This window comes from Acidisoma sp. 7E03, from assembly GCF_054665075.1.
The window spans coordinates 92,468-110,937 of the sequence record NZ_BAAFHE010000011.1 but is presented as its reverse complement, the minus strand read 5'-3'; the positions used below and the strand labels follow the sequence as shown (position 1 = coordinate 110,937).

The 18,470-nt window shown below is 65.3% G+C and carries 14 protein-coding genes; 3 read left to right on the top strand and 11 right to left on the bottom strand.

What is annotated here, in order from left to right; translation table 11 throughout:
- Positions 1 to 136: 136 nt before the first annotated feature.
- From ACYQ6W_RS17210 to ACYQ6W_RS17200, 3 genes are all read right to left on the bottom strand, one after another.
- Positions 137 to 1,528, bottom strand: coding sequence for an HlyD family type I secretion periplasmic adaptor subunit (locus ACYQ6W_RS17210; RefSeq protein ID WP_459677000.1), 1,392 nt, complete (start codon positions 1,526 to 1,528; stop codon positions 137 to 139).
- Positions 1,491 to 3,752, bottom strand: a complete 2,262-nt coding sequence (locus ACYQ6W_RS17205; protein ID WP_459676999.1) for a peptidase domain-containing ABC transporter — start codon at positions 3,750 to 3,752, stop codon at positions 1,491 to 1,493. The genes ACYQ6W_RS17210 and ACYQ6W_RS17205 overlap by 38 nt, the downstream gene beginning before the upstream one ends.
- A gap of 186 nt (positions 3,753 to 3,938) precedes the next feature.
- The gene (locus ACYQ6W_RS17200; RefSeq protein ID WP_459676998.1) at positions 3,939 to 5,192 is read right to left on the bottom strand and encodes a M20 family metallo-hydrolase; all 1,254 of its coding nucleotides are present in this window, start codon (positions 5,190 to 5,192) and stop codon (positions 3,939 to 3,941) included.
- A 197-nt stretch (positions 5,193 to 5,389) separates the two neighbouring features.
- Between ACYQ6W_RS17200 and fusA the strand changes: the two genes are divergently transcribed.
- A complete protein-coding gene (gene fusA / locus ACYQ6W_RS17195; protein ID WP_459676997.1) occupies positions 5,390 to 7,486 on the top strand; it encodes an elongation factor G in 2,097 nt (698 codons plus the stop codon).
- Positions 7,487 to 7,546: 60 nt separating this feature from the next.
- Here fusA and ACYQ6W_RS17190 read toward each other — a convergent pair whose 3' ends face one another.
- The 8 genes from ACYQ6W_RS17190 to ACYQ6W_RS17155 all read right to left on the bottom strand — a co-directional run bounded on the left by ACYQ6W_RS17190 (position 7,547) and on the right by ACYQ6W_RS17155 (position 16,282).
- Positions 7,547 to 8,629, bottom strand: coding sequence for a Hint domain-containing protein (locus tag ACYQ6W_RS17190; protein ID WP_459676996.1), 1,083 nt, complete (start codon positions 8,627 to 8,629; stop codon positions 7,547 to 7,549).
- 278 nt (positions 8,630 to 8,907) lie between these two features.
- Positions 8,908 to 9,093, bottom strand: a complete 186-nt coding sequence (locus ACYQ6W_RS17185) for a hypothetical protein (protein WP_459676994.1) — start codon at positions 9,091 to 9,093, stop codon at positions 8,908 to 8,910.
- Positions 9,094 to 9,154: 61 nt separating this feature from the next.
- Positions 9,155 to 9,751, bottom strand: coding sequence for a LutC/YkgG family protein (locus ACYQ6W_RS17180; protein ID WP_459676993.1), 597 nt, complete (start codon positions 9,749 to 9,751; stop codon positions 9,155 to 9,157).
- On the bottom strand, positions 9,748 to 11,142 hold the full coding sequence (locus tag ACYQ6W_RS17175) for a lactate utilization protein B (protein WP_459676991.1): 1,395 nt from the start codon (positions 11,140 to 11,142) through the stop codon (positions 9,748 to 9,750). Before ACYQ6W_RS17175 ends, ACYQ6W_RS17180 begins: the two co-directional genes overlap by 4 nt.
- Positions 11,139 to 11,882 (bottom strand): (Fe-S)-binding protein, encoded by a 744-nt coding sequence (locus ACYQ6W_RS17170; RefSeq protein WP_459676990.1) that lies wholly within the window; start codon positions 11,880 to 11,882, stop codon positions 11,139 to 11,141. Before ACYQ6W_RS17170 ends, ACYQ6W_RS17175 begins: the two co-directional genes overlap by 4 nt.
- A gap of 8 nt (positions 11,883 to 11,890) precedes the next feature.
- Positions 11,891 to 12,745 (bottom strand): fumarylacetoacetate hydrolase family protein, encoded by an 855-nt coding sequence (locus ACYQ6W_RS17165; RefSeq protein WP_459676989.1) that lies wholly within the window; start codon positions 12,743 to 12,745, stop codon positions 11,891 to 11,893.
- A gap of 109 nt (positions 12,746 to 12,854) precedes the next feature.
- Entirely contained in the window at positions 12,855 to 14,168 is a 1,314-nt protein-coding gene (gene rhaI / locus ACYQ6W_RS17160) for an L-rhamnose catabolism isomerase (protein WP_459676988.1), read from the bottom strand.
- A gap of 5 nt (positions 14,169 to 14,173) precedes the next feature.
- The gene (locus ACYQ6W_RS17155) at positions 14,174 to 16,282 is read right to left on the bottom strand and encodes a bifunctional rhamnulose-1-phosphate aldolase/short-chain dehydrogenase (protein ID WP_459676987.1); all 2,109 of its coding nucleotides are present in this window, start codon (positions 16,280 to 16,282) and stop codon (positions 14,174 to 14,176) included.
- A gap of 189 nt (positions 16,283 to 16,471) precedes the next feature.
- Here ACYQ6W_RS17155 and ACYQ6W_RS17150 point away from each other — a divergent pair, with 189 nt between their 5' ends.
- Complete coding sequence (locus ACYQ6W_RS17150) at positions 16,472 to 17,290, top strand: DeoR/GlpR family DNA-binding transcription regulator (RefSeq protein ID WP_459676985.1); 819 nt, start codon at positions 16,472 to 16,474, stop codon at positions 17,288 to 17,290.
- Positions 17,291 to 17,357: 67 nt separating this feature from the next.
- Positions 17,358 to 18,365 (top strand): rhamnose ABC transporter substrate-binding protein, encoded by a 1,008-nt coding sequence (gene rhaS, locus ACYQ6W_RS17145; RefSeq protein ID WP_459676984.1) that lies wholly within the window; start codon positions 17,358 to 17,360, stop codon positions 18,363 to 18,365.
- The last annotated feature ends 105 nt before the right edge of the window (positions 18,366 to 18,470 follow it).

Below are 18,470 nucleotides of genomic sequence, written 5' to 3'. Positions count from 1 at the left end.
GTCCTTTTTGGTCGTAACACAGTCCGACACCGGCGGGTCCTGACGCGCGTCCTTTCAGGTCCGTCCGTAGGGGCGGTGCGCCGGGCCCGGAGGGCTGCCTGACCGCCTTGCGGTGGTCAGGCAGAGGTCGCCCGGGTCAGTTCGGCTCCCGCATGCCTTCGGTGAAGGCCGGCAGCACACGCTTCAGCATGTAGTCCATGACCGAGCGCTTGCCGACTTTGACGTCGGCCTGAACCGGCATGCCCGGCGCCAGCGCGAAGTCGGCCGGGGTGTTGTGCAGCTTGTTCTCGGTGATCTTGATGCGCGCCCGGTAGAAGAGGCCGGACGGCGTGTTGCCGGCCACGTCGCGGATGGCCCCGGACTGCACTTCCTGCGGATCGAAGGAGTCGGAGCTGACCGATTCCACGACCCCCTTCAGATCGCCATACATCAGGTACGGCAAGGTCTGGAGCTTGACGTTGACGGTGTCGCCGACGGTCACATAGCCCGAGTCCTGGCCGCTGAGATCGACCTCGACTTCGAGAGGCGTGTTCATCGGGGTCAGGCTGATGAACTGCTGGCCGCTCTGCAGGACGGAGCCGACGGAAGCCTGACCGAGGTTGAGGACGATGCCGTCGGTCGGCGCGCGCACCATGACGAGCTGGTGCATCTTCAGGTCCTTGGTCAGGTTCTGCTGCACCGGCGCCAGGCTATTCTGCGCCTGCTGCAGCTGCTGCGACAGATTGGCGTACCACTGCTGGATATAGGTATCCCGCTGCGCTTCGATCGAAGCCATGTCGCCGAGCGCCTTCTTCGCCGCGGCCTGGGCATCGGCCAATTGCCCCGCCATGCTCAGCCGGTTGTCCGCCGCAGAGAGGGAGTCGAGACGGCTGCCAACCTGCATCTTCTGCAGTTGCTGGCGCATGGCCTCGACGTTGTTCGCGATCTTCAGGCGCTCGGCATATTGCCGCATGTCGGACTCGGCCTGGGTGAGCTGTGCCTGCAGGCTCGCGATCTGCTGGTTGAAGTTCGCGACGCCCGCCGCGTACTGCGCCTGCAACTGATTGTAGGTGTCGAGCTGCAGGGCGGTCTGCGGCGTGGAGGTCTTTGGCACATAGGGCTTGTTGGCGAGCTGCGCCTGCAGCCGCTCGATCTGCGCCGTGTAGCTGTCGACCTGCTCCTGATCCGCCTTCACATTGGCGGCCGCGAAGGTCGGGTCGAGCTCGGCCAGCAGGTCGCCCTTGCGCACCACCTGGCCCGGATGGACGAATATCTGCCGCACGATGGAGGTGTCGAGCGGCTGGATCAGATTGGTGGGCTCGGACGAGACGAGCTTGCCCTGGCCGCTGACGACCTTGTCCGTCTTGATGAAGACGGATGCCGTCATGCAGGCAATGACCGCGAGGCCGATCCAGAGGGTGACGCTGCGCGCCGACCGCGGGACCGGCGTCGCGATGAGCGCGCCGGTCGGCGACTGAAATTCCAGGACCGCAAGGGCATCGCCCTGCGGATCAGTCGCCTTGCGCGAGGACAGGAGTTGGCGAGCCATGGCGCGTATTTCCCTGGGTTTCGGTCATGTGGCGGTTCTGCTGCAGCCAAAGCATCCGGTAGACGGAGCAGCGTTCGACGAGTTCCGCATGGGTCCCGACGTCGAGCACGGTCCCCTTGTCCATGACGATGATGGCATTGCAGTCGACGAGCGAGGCGAGGCGGTGGGAGACGATGACCATCGTCCGCCCGGCGCCGATGCGCTTGAGGTTGGCGTTCACCAGAGCCTCGCTCTCCGGATCGAGGGCGGAGGTCGCTTCGTCCAGGATCATCAGCCGCGGATCCACGATCAGGGCGCGGGCGATGGCGATGCGCTGGCGCTGACCACCGGAGAGGTTCGGCGAGCCTTCCTGGATGAAGGTATCATAGCCGTTCGGCATGCGCTCGATGAATTCCTCGGCGCCGGCGAGGCGGGCGGCCCGCACCACGTCTTCCATTGTCAGGCCTGCACGGCCGCCGATGATGTTGTCCCGGATGGAGCCGCGGAACAGGAAATTCTCCTGCAGCACCACGCCGAAGTTGCGGCGCAGGTGGCGGAGGTTGATCGAGCGCAATTCGACGCCATCGATCTTCACGAAGCCGGAATAGTCGCGGCTGATGCCCTGCAGGAGACGCGTGATGGTGGACTTGCCGGAGCCCGACCGGCCGACGAGGCCCAGCATGGTGCCCGGGGGGACGGAGAAGTTCACGTCATTCAGCGCCGGCCGCTGCGAGCCCTGATAGGTGAAGGACACGCCGTCGAACTCGATGGCGCCGGCGAAGACCGGCCGCAGGCCACGGTCGATGCCGCGCACTTCCGGCGGATTGTTCAGCACCGCCTGGGCCTCGCCCATGGTCGCCCGCACCTCTTCGAAATCCTGCATCAGCTTGGTGAAGCCGATGAGCGGACCTGCGGTGCGCATCGAGATCATCGAGAAGGCCATGAGCGAGCCGATCTCGGCATTGCTCTTGCTGGTCAGCGCCAGATAGGCGCCGAGCAGAAGCACGCCGAACTGGCAGTAGCGCTGCAGCGGCAAGGTGAGCGTCGAGGGCCAGAGCGCGAGACGGCCCGCCTGCAGGCGGAGGTCACCGGCCTGGGCGACATATTCGTCCCACTGGCTGTAGCGCGCGGATTCGAGGGCGAGGGACTTAACCGTCTTGATGCCGTGCAGGCTTTCGACCAGCACCGAGAACTTGCGCGATTCCGCCGCGGAAACCCGCCCGGTGAGGATGCGGATCGGCCGCAGGAAGCAGGCGATGATCAGCATGATCAGGCCTGCCGCCGCCACCACCGTCCAGGCCAGGGTCGCGGACATGAAGAACATCAGCGGCAGCATGATCAGCAGCATCGTCGCGTCGATGAAGGTCTCGAGCAGGCGGCCGGTGATGAATTCGCGGATCTGATAGACCTTGCCGATGGCTTGGCCGATCACGCCACTCTGCGTACGCTCGAAATAGTCGAGCGGCAGCGACAGCAGCCGCTTGAACACGAACAGCTGGATCTTCGCGTCGACGCGGGTGGAGACCACCTGCAGCAGATTGCCGCGCGCATGGGTCAGGATCGCGTCCAGCACCACCAGCACGACCATGATGATCGAGACCAGCAGCAGCGTGCTCATGCTGCCGTATTCGATCACTCGCTGCACCGCGGAGAAGACGATGAGGATCGGCGCGATGGTCAGGAAGGTGATGATCAGCGAGGCGAAGGCGACGGAGCGCAAAATGCTGCGCTCGGTCAGCACGAGCTTGGCCAGGAAGCCGAAGCTGAGGGGTACATCCTCCTCTTCCTCACCCCGCTGGGTGCGGATGAGCACGACCTCCCCTTCCCAGACCTGGGAGAGGCGGAGTTCGTCCACCGGCACCGTGGCGCCGCCGCCGGAGATGGTGGGTTCTTTGACGAAGATCACGTTGCGGGCGGCATCGGCCTCCACCATCAGCACCGCGCCGCCATCCTTCATCAGCAGCAGCACCGGGCCAGTGGATTCGAGGCGCAGAAGCTGCTGCCACTTCATCCGCACGGCCTTGGCCCACATGCCCTGGTCACGAATCCATTCCACCAGCACGGCCGGGGAGGGCACGGGCGTCGCCGGATCGAGGCGGAAGGTGGTCGGGTCGAGGTCGACCCCGTGGTAGCGGGCGATCGCGAGGGCGCCGACGAGCCAGGAGTGCAGCCCCTGTTCCCGACCGAGCGAAGCCTCGTCGATCCGGCCCATGCCCTCGGGCTTGTGACCGTCTGTTGCGTCCATCTCTGTCAAACCTTCTTCGGCTTCACCAGCGCGCCAATCAGCCCAATCATAGGCGAATGCCTGCCGTTCTACCAGTGCAACGCAGCATAGGGGCGGGAGGCGCAGGAGTCCTGCGCCGCTTCTACCCCGAACTTCTTTAACTCCGTGTGAAAAAAGTGGCCATTTGCAGGCGCGTTCACCGGAAGTTCAGGAAGCTCTCGCCGTCGTGACCAAGGCGGCCGCCAAGCTGCGCGTGCCTGCGGCAAGCTGCGAGGGTGAGCTATATTCGGCTGGATTGTGGCTGATGCCGTTCCGGCTGGGCACGAAGATCATGGCGCTGGGCACGCGGCGGGCGACCAACTGCGCATCGTGGAAAGCGCCCGAGGGCATCCGAACCAAGGATAGGCCAAGAGCCTCCGCCGCCTGGGCGATGGTCCCGACGATCCCCGCGTCGAAGGTCAATGGCTCGGCGCTGAAGCTTTCCGACACAACGGCGGCGCAGGGCGCCACTGCCGCTTCCACGGTGGCGGCGATGGCGGCTCCCTTTTCGCGCAGCACGGCCGCGTCTGGGTGGCGCAGGTCGATCGTGAAGCGCACGCGCCCGGCGACGCTGTTGGAGGAGCCTGGCTCCACCAGGAAGCTGCCGACGGTGAAGCGCAGCACGTCGGCCGGATCGGCGGTCAGGCGGTTCAGTGCGTCGATGGCCCGCAGCGCTGCTTGAAGTGCATCCCGGCGGAGGGAGACGGGTGTCGTCCCGGCATGGGCGGAGGCGCCGGTCACCGTCACGTCGAACCAGCGGCTGCCCTGGATGCCGGTGACGACGCCGATGTCCAGACCATCTGCCTCGAGCCTCGGTCCCTGTTCGATATGCGCCTCTATATAAGCATGAGCCGACCCGCCGAGCGGGCGGCGGGGCAGGTCCGCTTCGGCCGCCAGCGTCTCGCCCAGGGCCGCACCGAAGGTCACGCCGTCGGGGTCGGGGATATCGGCAAAGGCCGAGAGCGGCTTGGTTCCGGCCCATGCCATGCTGCCCATGCAGCCCGGGGCGAAGCGGCTGCCTTCCTCGTTCGTCCAGGCCACGACCTCGAGCGGCCGGGGGAGCGTCACCCCGCTGTCCCGCAGCGCCTCCAGCACTTCGAGCCCGGCGACGACCCCGTAGATGCCGTCGAATCGGCCACCGGCGGGCTGGCTGTCCATATGGCTGCCGGTGATCACGGGTGCCAAGTCGAGGTTCTCTCCCTCCAGTCGGAACCAGAGATTGGCGGCCTCGTCGACGGAGACGCGGGCGCCGGCGGCCTCTGCCCAGCCGATCACCAGCCGGCGCGCCTCCCGGTCGAGGGCGGTCAGCGCCTGGCGGTTCACCCCGTCACCCGGGATGGCGCCAATCCTGGCGAGCTGCATCAGCCGGTCCCACTGCCGCGTCTCGCTCACCGCCGCTGCCACCCTCAAGCCTTGTTCCATGCGGCAACCTTCTCTATCCCACGAGGCCGTATCTTAGCGGGCACGCAGCCTTTCGCCAGCCGCAACGCGGTTCGGCTTGCACTTCGGCCTGCTCTAGAGCAAAAGACGGCCACGTAAATCACCGGCAATGGGCTGGGACGTGACCGAGCGCGCGGGGCCGCCCCCCCGGCCGCGCTTTTTCTGCATGGAGGCAAATCGTGACCAGCACCTCGCCGCTTGGTTTGATCCGGAATATCGGCATCACCGCGCATATCGACGCGGGCAAGACCACGACGACCGAGCGCATCCTGTACTACACCGGCGTCTCCCATAAGATCGGTGAAGTGCATGACGGCAACACCACCACCGACTACATGGAGCAGGAGCGTGAGCGCGGCATCACCATCACCTCCGCCGCCGTGACCTGCGAGTGGAAGGGCCACCGCATCAACATCATCGACACGCCGGGCCACATCGACTTCAACATCGAAGTGAACCGCAGCCTCCGCGTGCTCGACGGCGCCATCTTCATCATCGAGGGCGTGGCGGGCGTGCAGCCCCAGTCCGAGACCAACTGGCGCCTGGCCGACCGCTACAACGTGCCCCGCATCATCTTCATCAACAAGCTCGACCGCACCGGTGCCGACTTCTATCGCGCCTTCGACACGCTGAAGGAAAAGCTCGACATCGTGGCGCTGCCGCTGCAGCTGCCGATCGGCATCGAGGAGAACTTCGTCGGCGTCGTCGACCTGGTTGAGATGAAGGCGATTCTCTGGGAGGGCGGTGAACTGGGCGCGAAGTTCAACGACGCCCCGATCCCGGCCGAACTCGCCGACAAGGCGGCCGAATACCGCGAGCTGCTGCTCGACACCGCGCTCTCCGTCGATACCGCCGCCATGGAAGAGTATTTCGACAAGGGCGAAGTTTCGGTCGAGACGCTGAAGCGCTGCATCAAGCAGGGCGCGATCTCTGGCGCCTTCCGCCCCGTCCTCTGCGGCACCGCCTTCAAGAACAAGGGCGTGCAGCCCCTGCTCGACGCCGTGCTCGACTATCTGCCGGCGCCGGACGACGTCGAAGGCATCCGCGTCGCCGGTGAGGAAGACGAGGAGGACACCCCCGAGAACGTCGCGAAGCGCCGCATCATCCCGGTCGACCCGGCGGCTCCCTTCGCCGGCCTCGCCTTCAAGATCATCAACGACAAGTATGGCACCTTGACCTTCGTGCGCGTCTATTCCGGCACGCTGAAGTCGGGCGACACCGTGATGAACACCACCAAGGGTCACCGCGAGCGCATCGGCCGCATGTTCCAGATGCACGCGGACAAGCGCGTGGAAATCAAGGAAGTGCAGGCGGGTGACATCGCGGCCTTCGTCGGCCTGAAGGACACCGGCACGGGTGACACCCTGGCCGCTCAGGAAGACCAGGTGGTGCTCGAGCGTATGGCCTTCCCGGTTCCCGTCATCGACATCTCCGTCGAGCCGAAGACCAAGGAAGGCATCGAGAAGATGACGATCGGCCTGCAGAAGCTGGCCGCCGAGGATCCCTCTCTCCGCCTCAAGACCGACCAGGAAACCGGCCAGACCATCCTGTCCGGCATGGGCGAGCTGCACCTCGACATCATCATCGACCGTCTGCGCCGCGAATACGGCGTGGATGCGAACATCGGTGCGCCGCAGGTGGCCTATCGCGAGACCATCTCCCGCCCGCATACCGAGACCTATACCCACAAGAAGCAGTCGGGCGGGTCCGGCCAGTTCGCCGAAGTGAAGATCATCTTCGAGCCGCTGGAGCGGAACCAGGGCATCGTCTTCGAGAACAAGGTCGTCGGCGGCACGGTGCCGAAGGAATACATCCCGGCCGTCGAAAAGGGCATCAAGGTGCAGGCCGAAACCGGCGTGCTCGCGGGCTTCCCGACGGTGGACTTCAAGTACACCCTGGTCGACGGCAAGTACCACGACGTCGACTCCTCGGCGCTGGCCTTCGAAATCGCGGGCAAGGCCTGCTTCCGCGAGGGCATGAAGAACGCCGGCCCGATCATCCTCGAGCCGATCATGGACGTGGAAATCACCACGCCGAACGATCACGTGGGTGACGTGGTGGGTGACCTCAATCGCCGCCGCGGCATGATCCAGAACCAGGAAAGCTCGGGTTCCACGGTCATCGTCCGCGCTCATGTGCCGCTGAAGGAGATGTTCGGCTACATCTCGCATCTGCGCAGCATGACGAAGGGCCGCGCGTCCTTCACCATGCAGTTCCATCACTACGATCCGGTGCCGCGCAATGTGGCCGACGAGATCATGGCGAAGAGCGCCTAAAGCGCTCCTCCCGGAGGAACGAGACGAAAGCCGGCGGAGGGAAACCTCCGCCGGCTTTTTTCATGCGCAGACGGTGCCGGCCGCCTGCTTCGCCAGATGGCGGCGCAGCTTGTCCACGGCGCCGCCGCTGACCCGCAGCGGCGCATAGCCGCAGGCGTCCCAATAGAACGTCGCGAAACCCGCATCCGTCACCGGCGTCCGCCCCAGGCAGACGAAGGCCGCACGGTCGCCGGTGTCGAGATAGCTCTCCACCGGCAGGCCTTCCGCCAGCACCACGTCATGGGCCGGCAGTTCGACATGGTAATAGGTCACCGTCTCGACCGGCCGCTGCTGGATGCTGGTGCCGTTGATCAGCTGTTTGACGGGGATCAGCACCTCTTCGGCAAAGATCGCATGATCGGGTGACAACCATAGATCGCGCGACGGCTGCCCGGGCGCGAAGGCATCAGCGCGCACACAGACCGGCCAGACCGATGCGGGATCGGCATACAGCGTGCAGTCCACCTTTCGGCGGCCGAGCCAGATCACCGGCTGCAGCGCGCCAGATACGGTCAGCACCCGGTCGCCCACGCGCAGAGCCTCCACCGCCACCGGGCCGGCCTCGGTCATGATCCGCGTGCCGGGCGCGAAGCACGGCATCACGATCGTCGTGTCCAGTCCGGCCAGATCGTCGATGCTGGTGTCGGGATAGCCGGGCAGGGACGTCCAGTCTGGATCGCTCGCGGTGATCGGTAGCATATGCGCCCAGTGCGTCAGGCTGACGGAGGCATCACCGGACGTCATCTGCATGGTGAAGACGCCGTCCGCGCCGACGCCGGTCAGCGTGCCATCCCCGATGGTGATGGCGGTCGTCGTCGGGTCTTGCGGATTGGCGGAGCCGAGGGGCGCGAAGCTCAACTTCACCGTCCCGTCCGGCAGAACTGAGCCGACGATCAGCGTATAGGACCAGCCGAAGCCGAAATCGGTCGCGCTGATGCCCACCAGATAGCCGTTCGCGTAGCTGTCGAAATGCCAGACCGTCTGGTCGGGCACGGTGGTGACCACGGGTGTCGCGGTATTGATGGCGTATTCGGCGGGAAGATAAAGCGTCGGCACATACCAGTAGGTGCCGACCAGCCAGTCCCCGGGATAGGATGCGGACATTGCCTCTTTCCGTTCTTGTTATGAAACCATTCCGGGACGAAACGGTCTCATTTGCAAGAGGAAGCGCAGAGGCGGCCACTCGGGTCATAACCGACGACTAGAGTCTGTCAGTCCTTCGTTGAACGCCTCAGGCCGTCATGCCCAGGCAAGTAGGCATCTTCTCGAGCGTCGCAGGCCCCCCCCCCCCTCGCCGGTAACGGCGCCGCTTGGTCAGACGATACCCGCCTGCGTGGGTATGACGGTGTGGAAGGGTCGATTCCGACACAAACCGACAAACTCTAATCGTCGTCGTCGAGCGACCAGGTGCGCCAGTCCACATGGTCCTCATAGAGGTGGATGTGGCGGTTGCAGACGAAGCCGTCCACCACCAGCTCCCCCAGCAGATTGGGATATTTCCCGGGTACCAGATGGTCGCCGTAGAGGCAGCGGAGCGGCTTATGGGTGTCGATGGGCGGTTTGATCACTCTGTCCTCCGGACCATCAGTCTTGGCCGGAAGGAAACCCCGGTTTCGCTTGCCGAAAGATTTAAGCGGCCCGAGCGGGCTGGAAGATCACCGTCAGGCTGCGCACGCCCTGGGCACCGCGGATCAGCACGCCTTCGATGTCCGCGGTGGCGGAGGGGCCGGTCATCAGCGAAACGTAGTTCGCCTGGGCGAAGTCCGGCCGACGGTACGCCTCGGCGATGCCGGATAGAATGGCCGTCGGGTCCAGCAGCACGATCAGGTGCTGCGCCAGATAGGCGATGGTGTTGTGGCCCAGTTCACGGTCACTGAGGAAGACGGAGCCGGTCTCGGCCACCCCGAAACGCGCCCGCACGACGCCGACGTCGACGTCATCCAGATCTCCCGGCTCCGCGACCGCATCCGTCCGCGGGAAGCCGGGCAAGTCGTCGGTAGAGGTGCGGATGCGCGCCTCCGCGCCTGCCCGGTTCCGGATCAGCGCCGCCACATCGGCGCCGTCATCCGGCATCACCCATTGCCCGCCCATGGCGGTGAGGTTGCGCTTGAAGGCGTCCAGCAGATCGGCCGTGGCACCGGGAAAGACCGGCAGATCGGGCAGCGGGAAATCGCCCTCGGGCCGGCGGACGCGCAGCCGGGCCAGGATGTCGTCCCGCGCGCTCATTTCTGGCGCGGCCGGTTACGCGCCGCCCAAGCGGCGAAGCTTTCCTTGGGCGGCACCGGCATCTCACGGTCACGCCCCCAGGCATTGAGGCGGCTATAGAGCAGCGCGCGCGGCAGGCGCCGCACGGCGAGGCGCGCGGCTGCGGTCGCCATCCGGTAGAGGCGCGGCCGCGCCAGCACAAAGCCGGCGATGCGCAGCGACAGCGCCTTCTTCTCCGGGATCAGCCCGCGCTCGGCGATGAGCCGTCGCCATTTGTAGAGCTGGTCGTGAATGTTGATCTTGACCGGGCATACGTTGGTGCAACTGCCATTGAGGGTGGAGGCGAAGGGCAGGGTGGAATAGCGCACCGGATCGTAGGAAGGGTTGATGATGGCGCCGATCGGCCCGGAATAGACGGCGCCATAGCTGAGCCCGCCAGACCGGCGATAGACCGGGCAGGTATTCATGCAGGCGCCGCAGCGGATGCATTTCAGGCTCGGCCAGAAATCGGCTTCCCCCAGACGCTGGCTGCGACCGTTATCGACGAGGATGACATGCATTTCCGCCCCCGCCCGCGGCCCCCGGAAATGCGAGGTATATTGCGTAATCGGCGAACCGAGGGCGCTGCGGGACAGCAGCCGCACGAAGACGCCGAGATCTGCCTGACGGGGGATCAGCTTTTCGAGTCCCGCCGAGACGATGTGGACCTTCGGCAGATTGGCCGAAAGATCGGCATTGCCTTCATTCGTGCAGACGACGACCGCCCCAGTCTCGGCAACCAGGAAATTGGCGCCGGTCATGCCGACATCGGCATTCAGCATCAGGGGCCGTGTGGTGACGCGGGCGCGTTCGGCCAGCGCATTCGGGTCGGCGTCGTTCGGATCGCCGCCGATGGTGCGGGCGAAGACGCGCGCCACGTCCTGCCGCAGCTTGTGGACGGAGGGCACGACGATGTGGCTCGGCGGCTCGCCGTCCAACTGCTGGATGCGCTCGCCGAGATCCGTTTCCGTCGTCTCCACCCCGTGGCGGGCGAGATAGGGCACCATCTCGCATTCCTCGGTCAGCATCGATTTCGATTTGGCCAAGGTGCGGCCTTTGTGTTCCCGCATGATGCGGAGCACGATGGCGTTGTGCTCCTCCGCATCGCGCGCCCAATGCACCTGCACCCCATTCGCCTGCGCCTGGGCCTCGAACTGTTCAAGATATTCCGCGAGGCGGCTCAGCGTATGTTCCTTGATGGCGGAGGCGAGGCTGCGCAGCTCCTGCCATTCGGGGATAACCTGCATCTGCCCATCCCGCTTCTGCCGCAGTTCCCAGAGCCTGCGGTCATGGAAGGCGAGGTGAGGGGCGTCCGCCACGAAGGCGGCGGCAGCACCGGCATGGTCGACCGGCGTCTTCCGCGCGGCGCTCATGCCCGGGCTCCGTTGAGGATCTGTGCGATGTGGATGAAGCGCATGCCGAGGCCGGCGCGGCGGGCGCAGCCCTGTTGATGCATCAGGCAGGAGGTATCGGCCGAGACGATATACTCCGCCCCCGCCTGTTCGTGATCCCGCACCTTGTCGAGGCCCATGCGGCCTGAAACCGCATCTTCCGCGACCGAGAAGGTGCCGCCGAAGCCGCAGCATTCATCCGGCCGGGCAGGCGCCACGAATTCAACGCCGCGCACCTTTTCCAGAAGATCGCGCGGCTTGGAGAAGAAGGGCTCGCCAAGCTCGCTCATGCTGGCATGCCGCAGGCTGCGCAGCGTGCCGCAACTGTTGTGCAGGCCGACCTTGTGAGGAAACTCGGCCCAGGGAAAGTCCTGCACCTTCAGCACATCGTGCAGATATTCCACGAGTTCGAAGGTATTCTCGCGTAGATGCCGCACGCGTGCGGTCTGCGGCACGGCATCCAGATGCTCCCGGATGTGGTGCACGCAACTGCCGGAGGGCATGACGACGGTCTCGAATGCGCCGAAGAGATCGACGAAATGCGCCTCGGCGCCCTGGGCGGCGCCTTGGCACCCGTTATTCGCCATGGGCTGGCCGCAGCACGTCTGGCCTTGGGGATAGACGACGTCGACCCCCAGCCGTTCCAGCAGCTCCAGAGAGGCGATGGCTACTTCCGGGAAGAAGGCATCGATGAAGCAGGGAACGGCGAGGGCGACAGTCATCGGTCCGCTTACGCCTTGGACCAGGCAACGACCTCTTGCCGCTGTTCCCCGAGCTTCTCGATGCCGAGCGTCATCACGTCGCCGGGCTTGAGGAAGACGGGCTCGGGCTTCATGCCCATGCCGACGCCGGGGGGCGTGCCGGTGGTGATGATGTCACCCGGCATCAGCGTCATGAACTGGCTGACGTAGGAGACCAGCGTCGCCGCGCCGAAGATCATCGTCTTGGTGTTGCCGGTCTGCATGCGCTTTCCGTTCACATCCAGCCACATGGAGAGGTTCTGCACCTCGCCGACCTCGTCCTTCGTCACCAGCCAGGGGCCGGTGGGGCCGAAAGTGTCGCAGCCCTTGCCCTTGTCCCAGGAGCCGCCGCGTTCGAGCTGCCATTCGCGCTCGGACACGTCATTGACGACGCAATAACCCGCCACATGGTCCAGCGCCGTAGCCTCGTCCACATACTGCGCCTTGCTGCCGATGATGATGCCGAGTTCGACTTCCCAGTCGCTCTTCACCGAGCCCTTCGGGATGATCACGGTGTCGTTCGGGCCGCACAGCGAGGTGATCGCCTTGGTGAAGACGATCGGCTCCTTCGGGATGGGCATGTTGGATTCGGCCGCATGGTCGGCGTAGTTCAGGCCGATCGCGATGAATTTGCCGGAACCCGCGACCGGCACGCCATAGCGCGGGGTGCCTTCTGCGATCGGCAGGGTGGCGGGGTCGATTGCCGCGAGCTTGGCAAGCGAGTCCGGCGCCAGGACCGCGGGCGTGATATCGGGGACATGGCCGGACAGGTCACGGATCTGGCCGTTCGCATCCAAAAGACCCGGCTTTTCCGCGCCCGCAGGGCCAAAACGCAGCAGTTTCATCGAGTTCCATCTCCCGTTTGGCGGGCGACTGGGCCCGTTCAGGGTGATTTTGAACCCATGCCAGGCGGCGGGCAACCCAGCCGCCCGGCATGGTACCCGCGCGGTGCCCTCAGACGATCCCGCCCGATCCGCCGCTCTTGGCGGGGCGGATGCGCGCCGTGGCGGCGCGGTAGCCGCTGGCGCGATAGGCGGCCACCGGGTCGATCGCCGCCCCCTTCCGCCGCCGCGCCATGGCGAGAATGGGGGAGACGTCGGTCGTGAAGGCGCGCTTCAAGGTCTGGCTCGCCATCAGCGGATCATTGGCCGCCTGATGGGCGTCGAGCGCCGCACGGTCCACCAGCAGCGCCTGGGCATAGGCGCGCTGCACCTCGGCGGCACTCGTCATCAGGCTCTCGATCGGGTCCGTCACGTTGTGCGACTGGTCCAGCATGTAGGAAGGCGCGAAGGCGGCCCCTTGGGCGCGCGCCGCTTCCACCAACTCGTTGAAGACGAGGAAGAGGCGATAGGGCTCGATCGCCCCGGCATCGAGATCGTCGTCGCCATATTTCGAATCGTTGAAGTGGAAACCGCCGAGCTTGCCGGCATGCACCAGCCGCGCCACGATCATCTCGATATTCACGTTGGGCGCGTGATGGCCGAGATCGACGAGGCAAAGGCAACGCTCACCCACCGCCTGCGCCGCGAGAAGGGAGGAGCCCCAGTCCTGGATCACGGTCGCATAGAAGGCGGGCTCGTACATCTTGTGTTCGAGGAAGAGGGTGAAATCACCCGGAATTCCGGCATAGATTTCCTGCATGGCAGCGATGTAGCGCTCGAAGGCGCGGCCGAAATGCTGCTGGCCGGGGAAGTTCGCGCCGTCACCGATCCAGACGGTCAACGCCTTTGATCCGAGCGTCGCGCCGAGTTCGGCGCAGCGGATATTGTGCGCCACCGCCTGCGCCCGCACTGCCGCGTCCGTATGGCTCAGGCTGCCGTATTTGTACGACAGCGGGTGCAGCGGATTGCCAGGATGGTCCTGGAAGGTGTTGGAATTGACGGCGTCGAAGCCGAGCCCAAGGGCGGACCCGATCTCCTTCAGCGCCGCCATGTCCGCCACTTCGTCCCAGGGAAAGTGCAGGGAGACGGTGGGCGTCGCACCGCCGAGGCGGTTGACGACGGCGCAGTCCTCGAGCTTGTCGAAGATGTTGCGCGGTTCACCGCCCATGGGGAAGCGCGCGAACCGGGTGCCGCCGGAGCCGACCGCCCAGGAGGGGGCGGCGACGGCAAAGGCGCCGACGGCCGCCGTCACCTCTTCGATGGCAATCCCGCGGCGGGCGAGGCTGCGGCCGAGCGCGTCATAGTCCTCGGCCAGCGCCGCTTCGAGCGGCGCATTCTGGTGGGCGATGAAATCCGGGTCCAGCGCAGGGGTGGCGATCTTGTCCATGAGGCTCACCGCGTGAAAGCGTTGGCGTTGCCGGCATCAATGTTGATGATGTTGCCGGTGGATTTGGATGAGATGTCGGAGGCGAAGAAGGCGATGCCCTCCGCGATGTCCTCCGGATAGACGCTGCGCTTGAGCAAGCTACGCTGACGGTAGACCTCGTCCAGCTCCTCCAGCGAGGATTTCTGATAGGAGGCGGTGCGCTGCTCGCCCCACTCACCCTTCCAGATTCGGCTGCCGCGCAGCACGGCATCGGGGTTGACGACGTTGGAGCGGATGCCGAGCGGGGCGCCTTCCAGCGCCACGCAACGCGACAAATGCAGTTCGGAGGCCTTGGCCGTGCAATAGGCGGAGGCGCCGGGGGAGGCGACGAGCGCATTCTTGCTCGCCACCATGATGATGGACCCGCCGATCGCCTGATCCTTCATCAGGCGGAAGGCCTCGCGGGAGGTCAGGAAATAGCCGGTGGAAAGAATGTCGATATTCTTCTGCCAGAGCGCGAGGGACGTGTCTTCGAGTGGTGCGGCGGAAGCGATGCCGGCATTGCAGACGCAGATATCGAGCCCGCCGAACTGCGCCGCGGTTTCGCGGAAGGCGGCGGTGATGGCGTCTTCCTTCGTTACATCCGCCCAGACGGTGCCGACATTGTCCGCACCATAGGCTTTGGCCAATTCCTGGCGCGAGGTTTCCAGAACCTCGCGGTCGATGTCGCAGAGCATCACACAGGCGCCGTCCTGCATCAGGCGGCGGGCGGAGGCCATGCCGATGCCACCCGCGCCGCCGGTGATGAAGGCGATCTTCCCGGCCATGGCGCGGGGCTTCGGCATGCGCTGTAACTTGGCTTCTTCCAGAAGCCAGTATTCGATGTCGAAGGCTTCCTGCTCGGGCAGGCCGCGATAGGTGGAGACGGTGGAAGCGCCACGCATCACGTTGATGGCGTTGCGGTAGAATTCGCCGGCGATGCGGGCGGTTGCCTTGTCGGCGGCGAAGGTCATGATGCCGATGCCGGGCACGAGATAGACGACGGCATTGGGGTCGCGCATCTTCGGGCTATTCGGGTGCTTGCAGCGCTCGTAGTAGGCGGCATAGCGCGTGCGATAGTCTTCGAGTGCCGCGGGTAGGCCAGGCAGCAGGTCGGCCACCGTCTGGGTCGCGGGATCGAAATCCAGCACCAGCGGCGCGATCTTGGTGCGCAGGAAATGGTCGGGGCAGGAGGTGCCGAGCGGCGCGAGATCGGCGAGCGCCGCGCTGCCCACGAATTCCAGCACTTCGGGGCTGTCGTCGAAATGGCCGAGCTTTTTCGGTCCGTCCTTGCTGATAAGGCCGCGGATGACCGGCATCAGCGCGGCCGCGGTCGCGCGGCGCTGATCGGGCGCGGCCGGTGCGATGCGCTCACCACCGAAAATGACCTTGCCCCGGCTGCGTTCGGCGAGGAACGCGATGGCCTTGTTGATCGTGCCGACCGTGGTTTCGTAGCACTCCTTCTGGGTCTGCCCCCAGGTGAAGAGGCCGTGTGCTTCCAGGATCAGCCCTTTCGCCTGCGGATTCTCGTCGGCGAACTTCTTCAGCCACAGGCCAAGCTCGAAGCCCGGGCGGCGCCACGGCACCCAGCCGATCTCGTCTCCGAAAATCTCCTGCGTCAGCGCGCGGCTGTCTGCCGAGGCCGCGATCGCGATGATCGCATCAGGGTGGACGTGATCGACATGCGGGTGGTCGATAAAGCCGTGCAGGGCGGTATCGATGGAGGTAGCGCGCGGATTCAGGTTGAAGGTGCAATGGTTGTAGAGGCCGACCATCTCGTCCTCCTGCGCCTCGCTCTTGTAGATGGCGCGGAGGGAATGGAGCTTGTCCATGTAGAGGGTCGCGAAGCCATCCAGCGTGATGCTGCCGATGTCGCCGCCGGAGCCCTTGACCCAGAGCACCTTCACCGTCTCGCCGGTCAGCGGGTCCTGCATGTCGAGCTTGGAGGAGGTATTGCCGCCGCCGTAATTGGTGATCCGCTTGTCGGACCCGAGCAGGTTCGAGCGGTAGACGAGCAGCGCCTCCGGGCTCAGCCGAGCGGCCGCCGCATCATCCCACCGATTTTCGAGCAAAGACATATGGTCCACCGCGTCCATGGGTTCCTCCCGCGAGCCTCTTGTCCTGTCCGGCCTTCCTGACCGGTGCCGCCTGGGCTTCGGCCTGTCCTAGTCCGAACTTCGCTCACGATCAACCATCTTCGATTAAATTCTGTCATCAGATGAAAGAACATGCTTGACGATTGAGCGGTTCTGACGCTTTTCTCCAGGCAACAGGGAGGATCATCCGTGCTCGAACGCGAGCGTCACCGCCTCATCCGCAATCTGGTCGAGGACCGTTCGGTCGTCTCGATCTCCGAACTGGTCGATCTGCTATCGGCGTCGGAAGCGACGATCCGGCGCGACATCGCGGCCATGGCGGATCGTGGCGAGGTGCGGCGCGTGCGCGGTGGGGCGGAAGCGCTGCGGCCGCGGCATCAGGCGCATCTCGGCGCCGCGCATTTCGCGACGGAGGAGCGCGTGGCGCTGGCCGAAAAGCGCGCCATCGCGCGCGCGGCGGCCGCCATGGTGGAGGATGGCGACAGTCTCGTCATCAACGGCGGCACCACCACCTACCGCCTGGTGGAGTTCCTGACCGAAGGCAGGCTCGACATCCTCACCAATTCCTTTCCCCTGGCGGTGGAGCTGATGGCCGGTGGTCGCCACCGCATCACCCTGCCGGGTGGCACCATCTATCCCCAGCAGAACATCGTGCTGAGCCCCTTCGGGCAGGACACGACACGGCATTTCTGCGGGCGCATCCTCTTCACCGGCTGCTACGGGCTCAACCATTTCGGCATGATGGAGACCGATCCTCTCATCGTGCAGGCGCAGATGACACTGCTCGAATGCGCGGAGAAGCTCGTCATCCTGGCCGACAGCCGCAAGCTGCGCCAGCGATCTTCCATGGTGGTCGCACCGCTTTCTCGCGTTGCGACCGTCATTACCGATAGCGGTGCGCGGCCGGAGGAGCTCGAGATGCTGCGTGCGGCGGGAATCGAGACGATCGTCGTCGAGCCGGATGAGGCGGCCGAGAGCGGCGGGAAGGGATTGTTGCACGTCGCATAACGATCGCATCAAGATGATCGCCGAAACGACGGCAAGAACGTCGAAACAAGCAATGGAGGAAACGATCATGGACCGTAGAAGTTTCATCAGGATGGGTGGCGTGGCGCTGGGCGCCGCCGCCGTGCCGGCAGGCTTCGCGCGGCCGGCGCAGGCCGCGAAGGAGATCCGCGTCGGCCTCGTCGCCAAGTCGCTCGGCAACGGCTTCTTCGTCGCCGTGGACAAGGGGGCGGAGGAAGCGGCCAAGCAGATCGGCGACGTGAAGATCATCTTCACCGGGCCCACCTCCACCACGGCCGAAGGCCAGATCGAGGTCATCCAGTCGCTGATCGATCAGCATGTCGATGCGATCGCGATTTCCGCCAATGATCCGGATGCGCTGGTGCCCATCTGCAAGCGGGCGCTGGCGCGCGGCATCAAGGTCATTTCCTATGACTCCGCCGTCGGCCAGGATGGCCGTATCGTGCACGTGGCGCCTTCGTCGGATGAGCTGATCGGCCAGGCGCTCGACAAGCTGGCGGCCGCTGCTGCGCCGGACGGGAAGAGCAAGATCGCCATCGTCTCCGCGACGCCGACCTCGACGAACCAGAACGCCTGGATCGCGGTGATGAAGAAGCATCTCGGCGAATATCCCGGCCTCGATCTCGTTTCCATCGTCTATGGCAACGACCTCGCGGATGACAGCTACCGCCAGGCGACGGCGCTCTTGCAGAAATATCCTGATCTCAAGGTCATCGTTTCGCCGAGCTCAGTCGGCATCGTCGCGAGCGCCAAGGCGGTGGAAGACGCGAAGAAGGTCGGCCAGGTCTATGTCACCGGCCTCGGTCTTCCCTCCGAATGCGCAGGCCATGTGATGGCCGGCTCCATCAAGAGCTTCGCCATCTGGAACCCGATCGACCTTGGCTATGCCACCACCTATGTGGCGGTGGATCTGGTCAAGGGCATGAAGGGACCTGGCAACAGCCTGCCCGATGGCCGCATGGGCAAGATCAGCTTCGACGCCAACGGTGTCGGCGCCATGGCGGTGCCGTTCACCTACGACAAGTCGAACGTCGAGCAGTACGCGAAGATCTTCTGAGCGGACGATTCCTTTCGTCTACGGCGTCGCCCTCGGGCTTGACCCGAGGGCCCACCCGTCCGGGCGCCGCCACCGGTGGATGCGCGGATTACATCCGCGCATGAC

What these genes read in the sequence shown, in the direction of transcription:
- ACYQ6W_RS17210 (WP_459677000.1), bottom strand. Translation starts at nt 1,528, where the DNA reads ATGGCTCGCCAACTCCTGTCCTCGCGCAAGGCGACTGATCCGCAGGGC.
- ACYQ6W_RS17200 (WP_459676998.1), bottom strand. Translation starts at nt 5,192, where the DNA reads ATGGAACAAGGCTTGAGGGTGGCAGCGGCGGTGAGCGAGACGCGGCAG.
- ACYQ6W_RS17155 (WP_459676987.1), bottom strand. Translation starts at nt 16,282, where the DNA reads ATGGACGCGGTGGACCATATGTCTTTGCTCGAAAATCGGTGGGATGAT.
- ACYQ6W_RS17175 (WP_459676991.1), bottom strand. Translation starts at nt 11,142, where the DNA reads ATGAGCGCCGCGCGGAAGACGCCGGTCGACCATGCCGGTGCTGCCGCC.
- ACYQ6W_RS17165 (WP_459676989.1), bottom strand. Translation starts at nt 12,745, where the DNA reads ATGAAACTGCTGCGTTTTGGCCCTGCGGGCGCGGAAAAGCCGGGTCTT.
- rhaI (WP_459676988.1), bottom strand. Translation starts at nt 14,168, where the DNA reads ATGGACAAGATCGCCACCCCTGCGCTGGACCCGGATTTCATCGCCCAC.
- ACYQ6W_RS17205 (WP_459676999.1), bottom strand. Translation starts at nt 3,752, where the DNA reads ATGGACGCAACAGACGGTCACAAGCCCGAGGGCATGGGCCGGATCGAC.
- rhaS (WP_459676984.1), top strand. Translation starts at nt 17,358, where the DNA reads ATGGACCGTAGAAGTTTCATCAGGATGGGTGGCGTGGCGCTGGGCGCC.
- ACYQ6W_RS17190 (WP_459676996.1), bottom strand. Translation starts at nt 8,629, where the DNA reads ATGTCCGCATCCTATCCCGGGGACTGGCTGGTCGGCACCTACTGGTAT.
- ACYQ6W_RS17170 (WP_459676990.1), bottom strand. Translation starts at nt 11,882, where the DNA reads ATGACTGTCGCCCTCGCCGTTCCCTGCTTCATCGATGCCTTCTTCCCG.
- ACYQ6W_RS17180 (WP_459676993.1), bottom strand. Translation starts at nt 9,751, where the DNA reads ATGAGCGCGCGGGACGACATCCTGGCCCGGCTGCGCGTCCGCCGGCCC.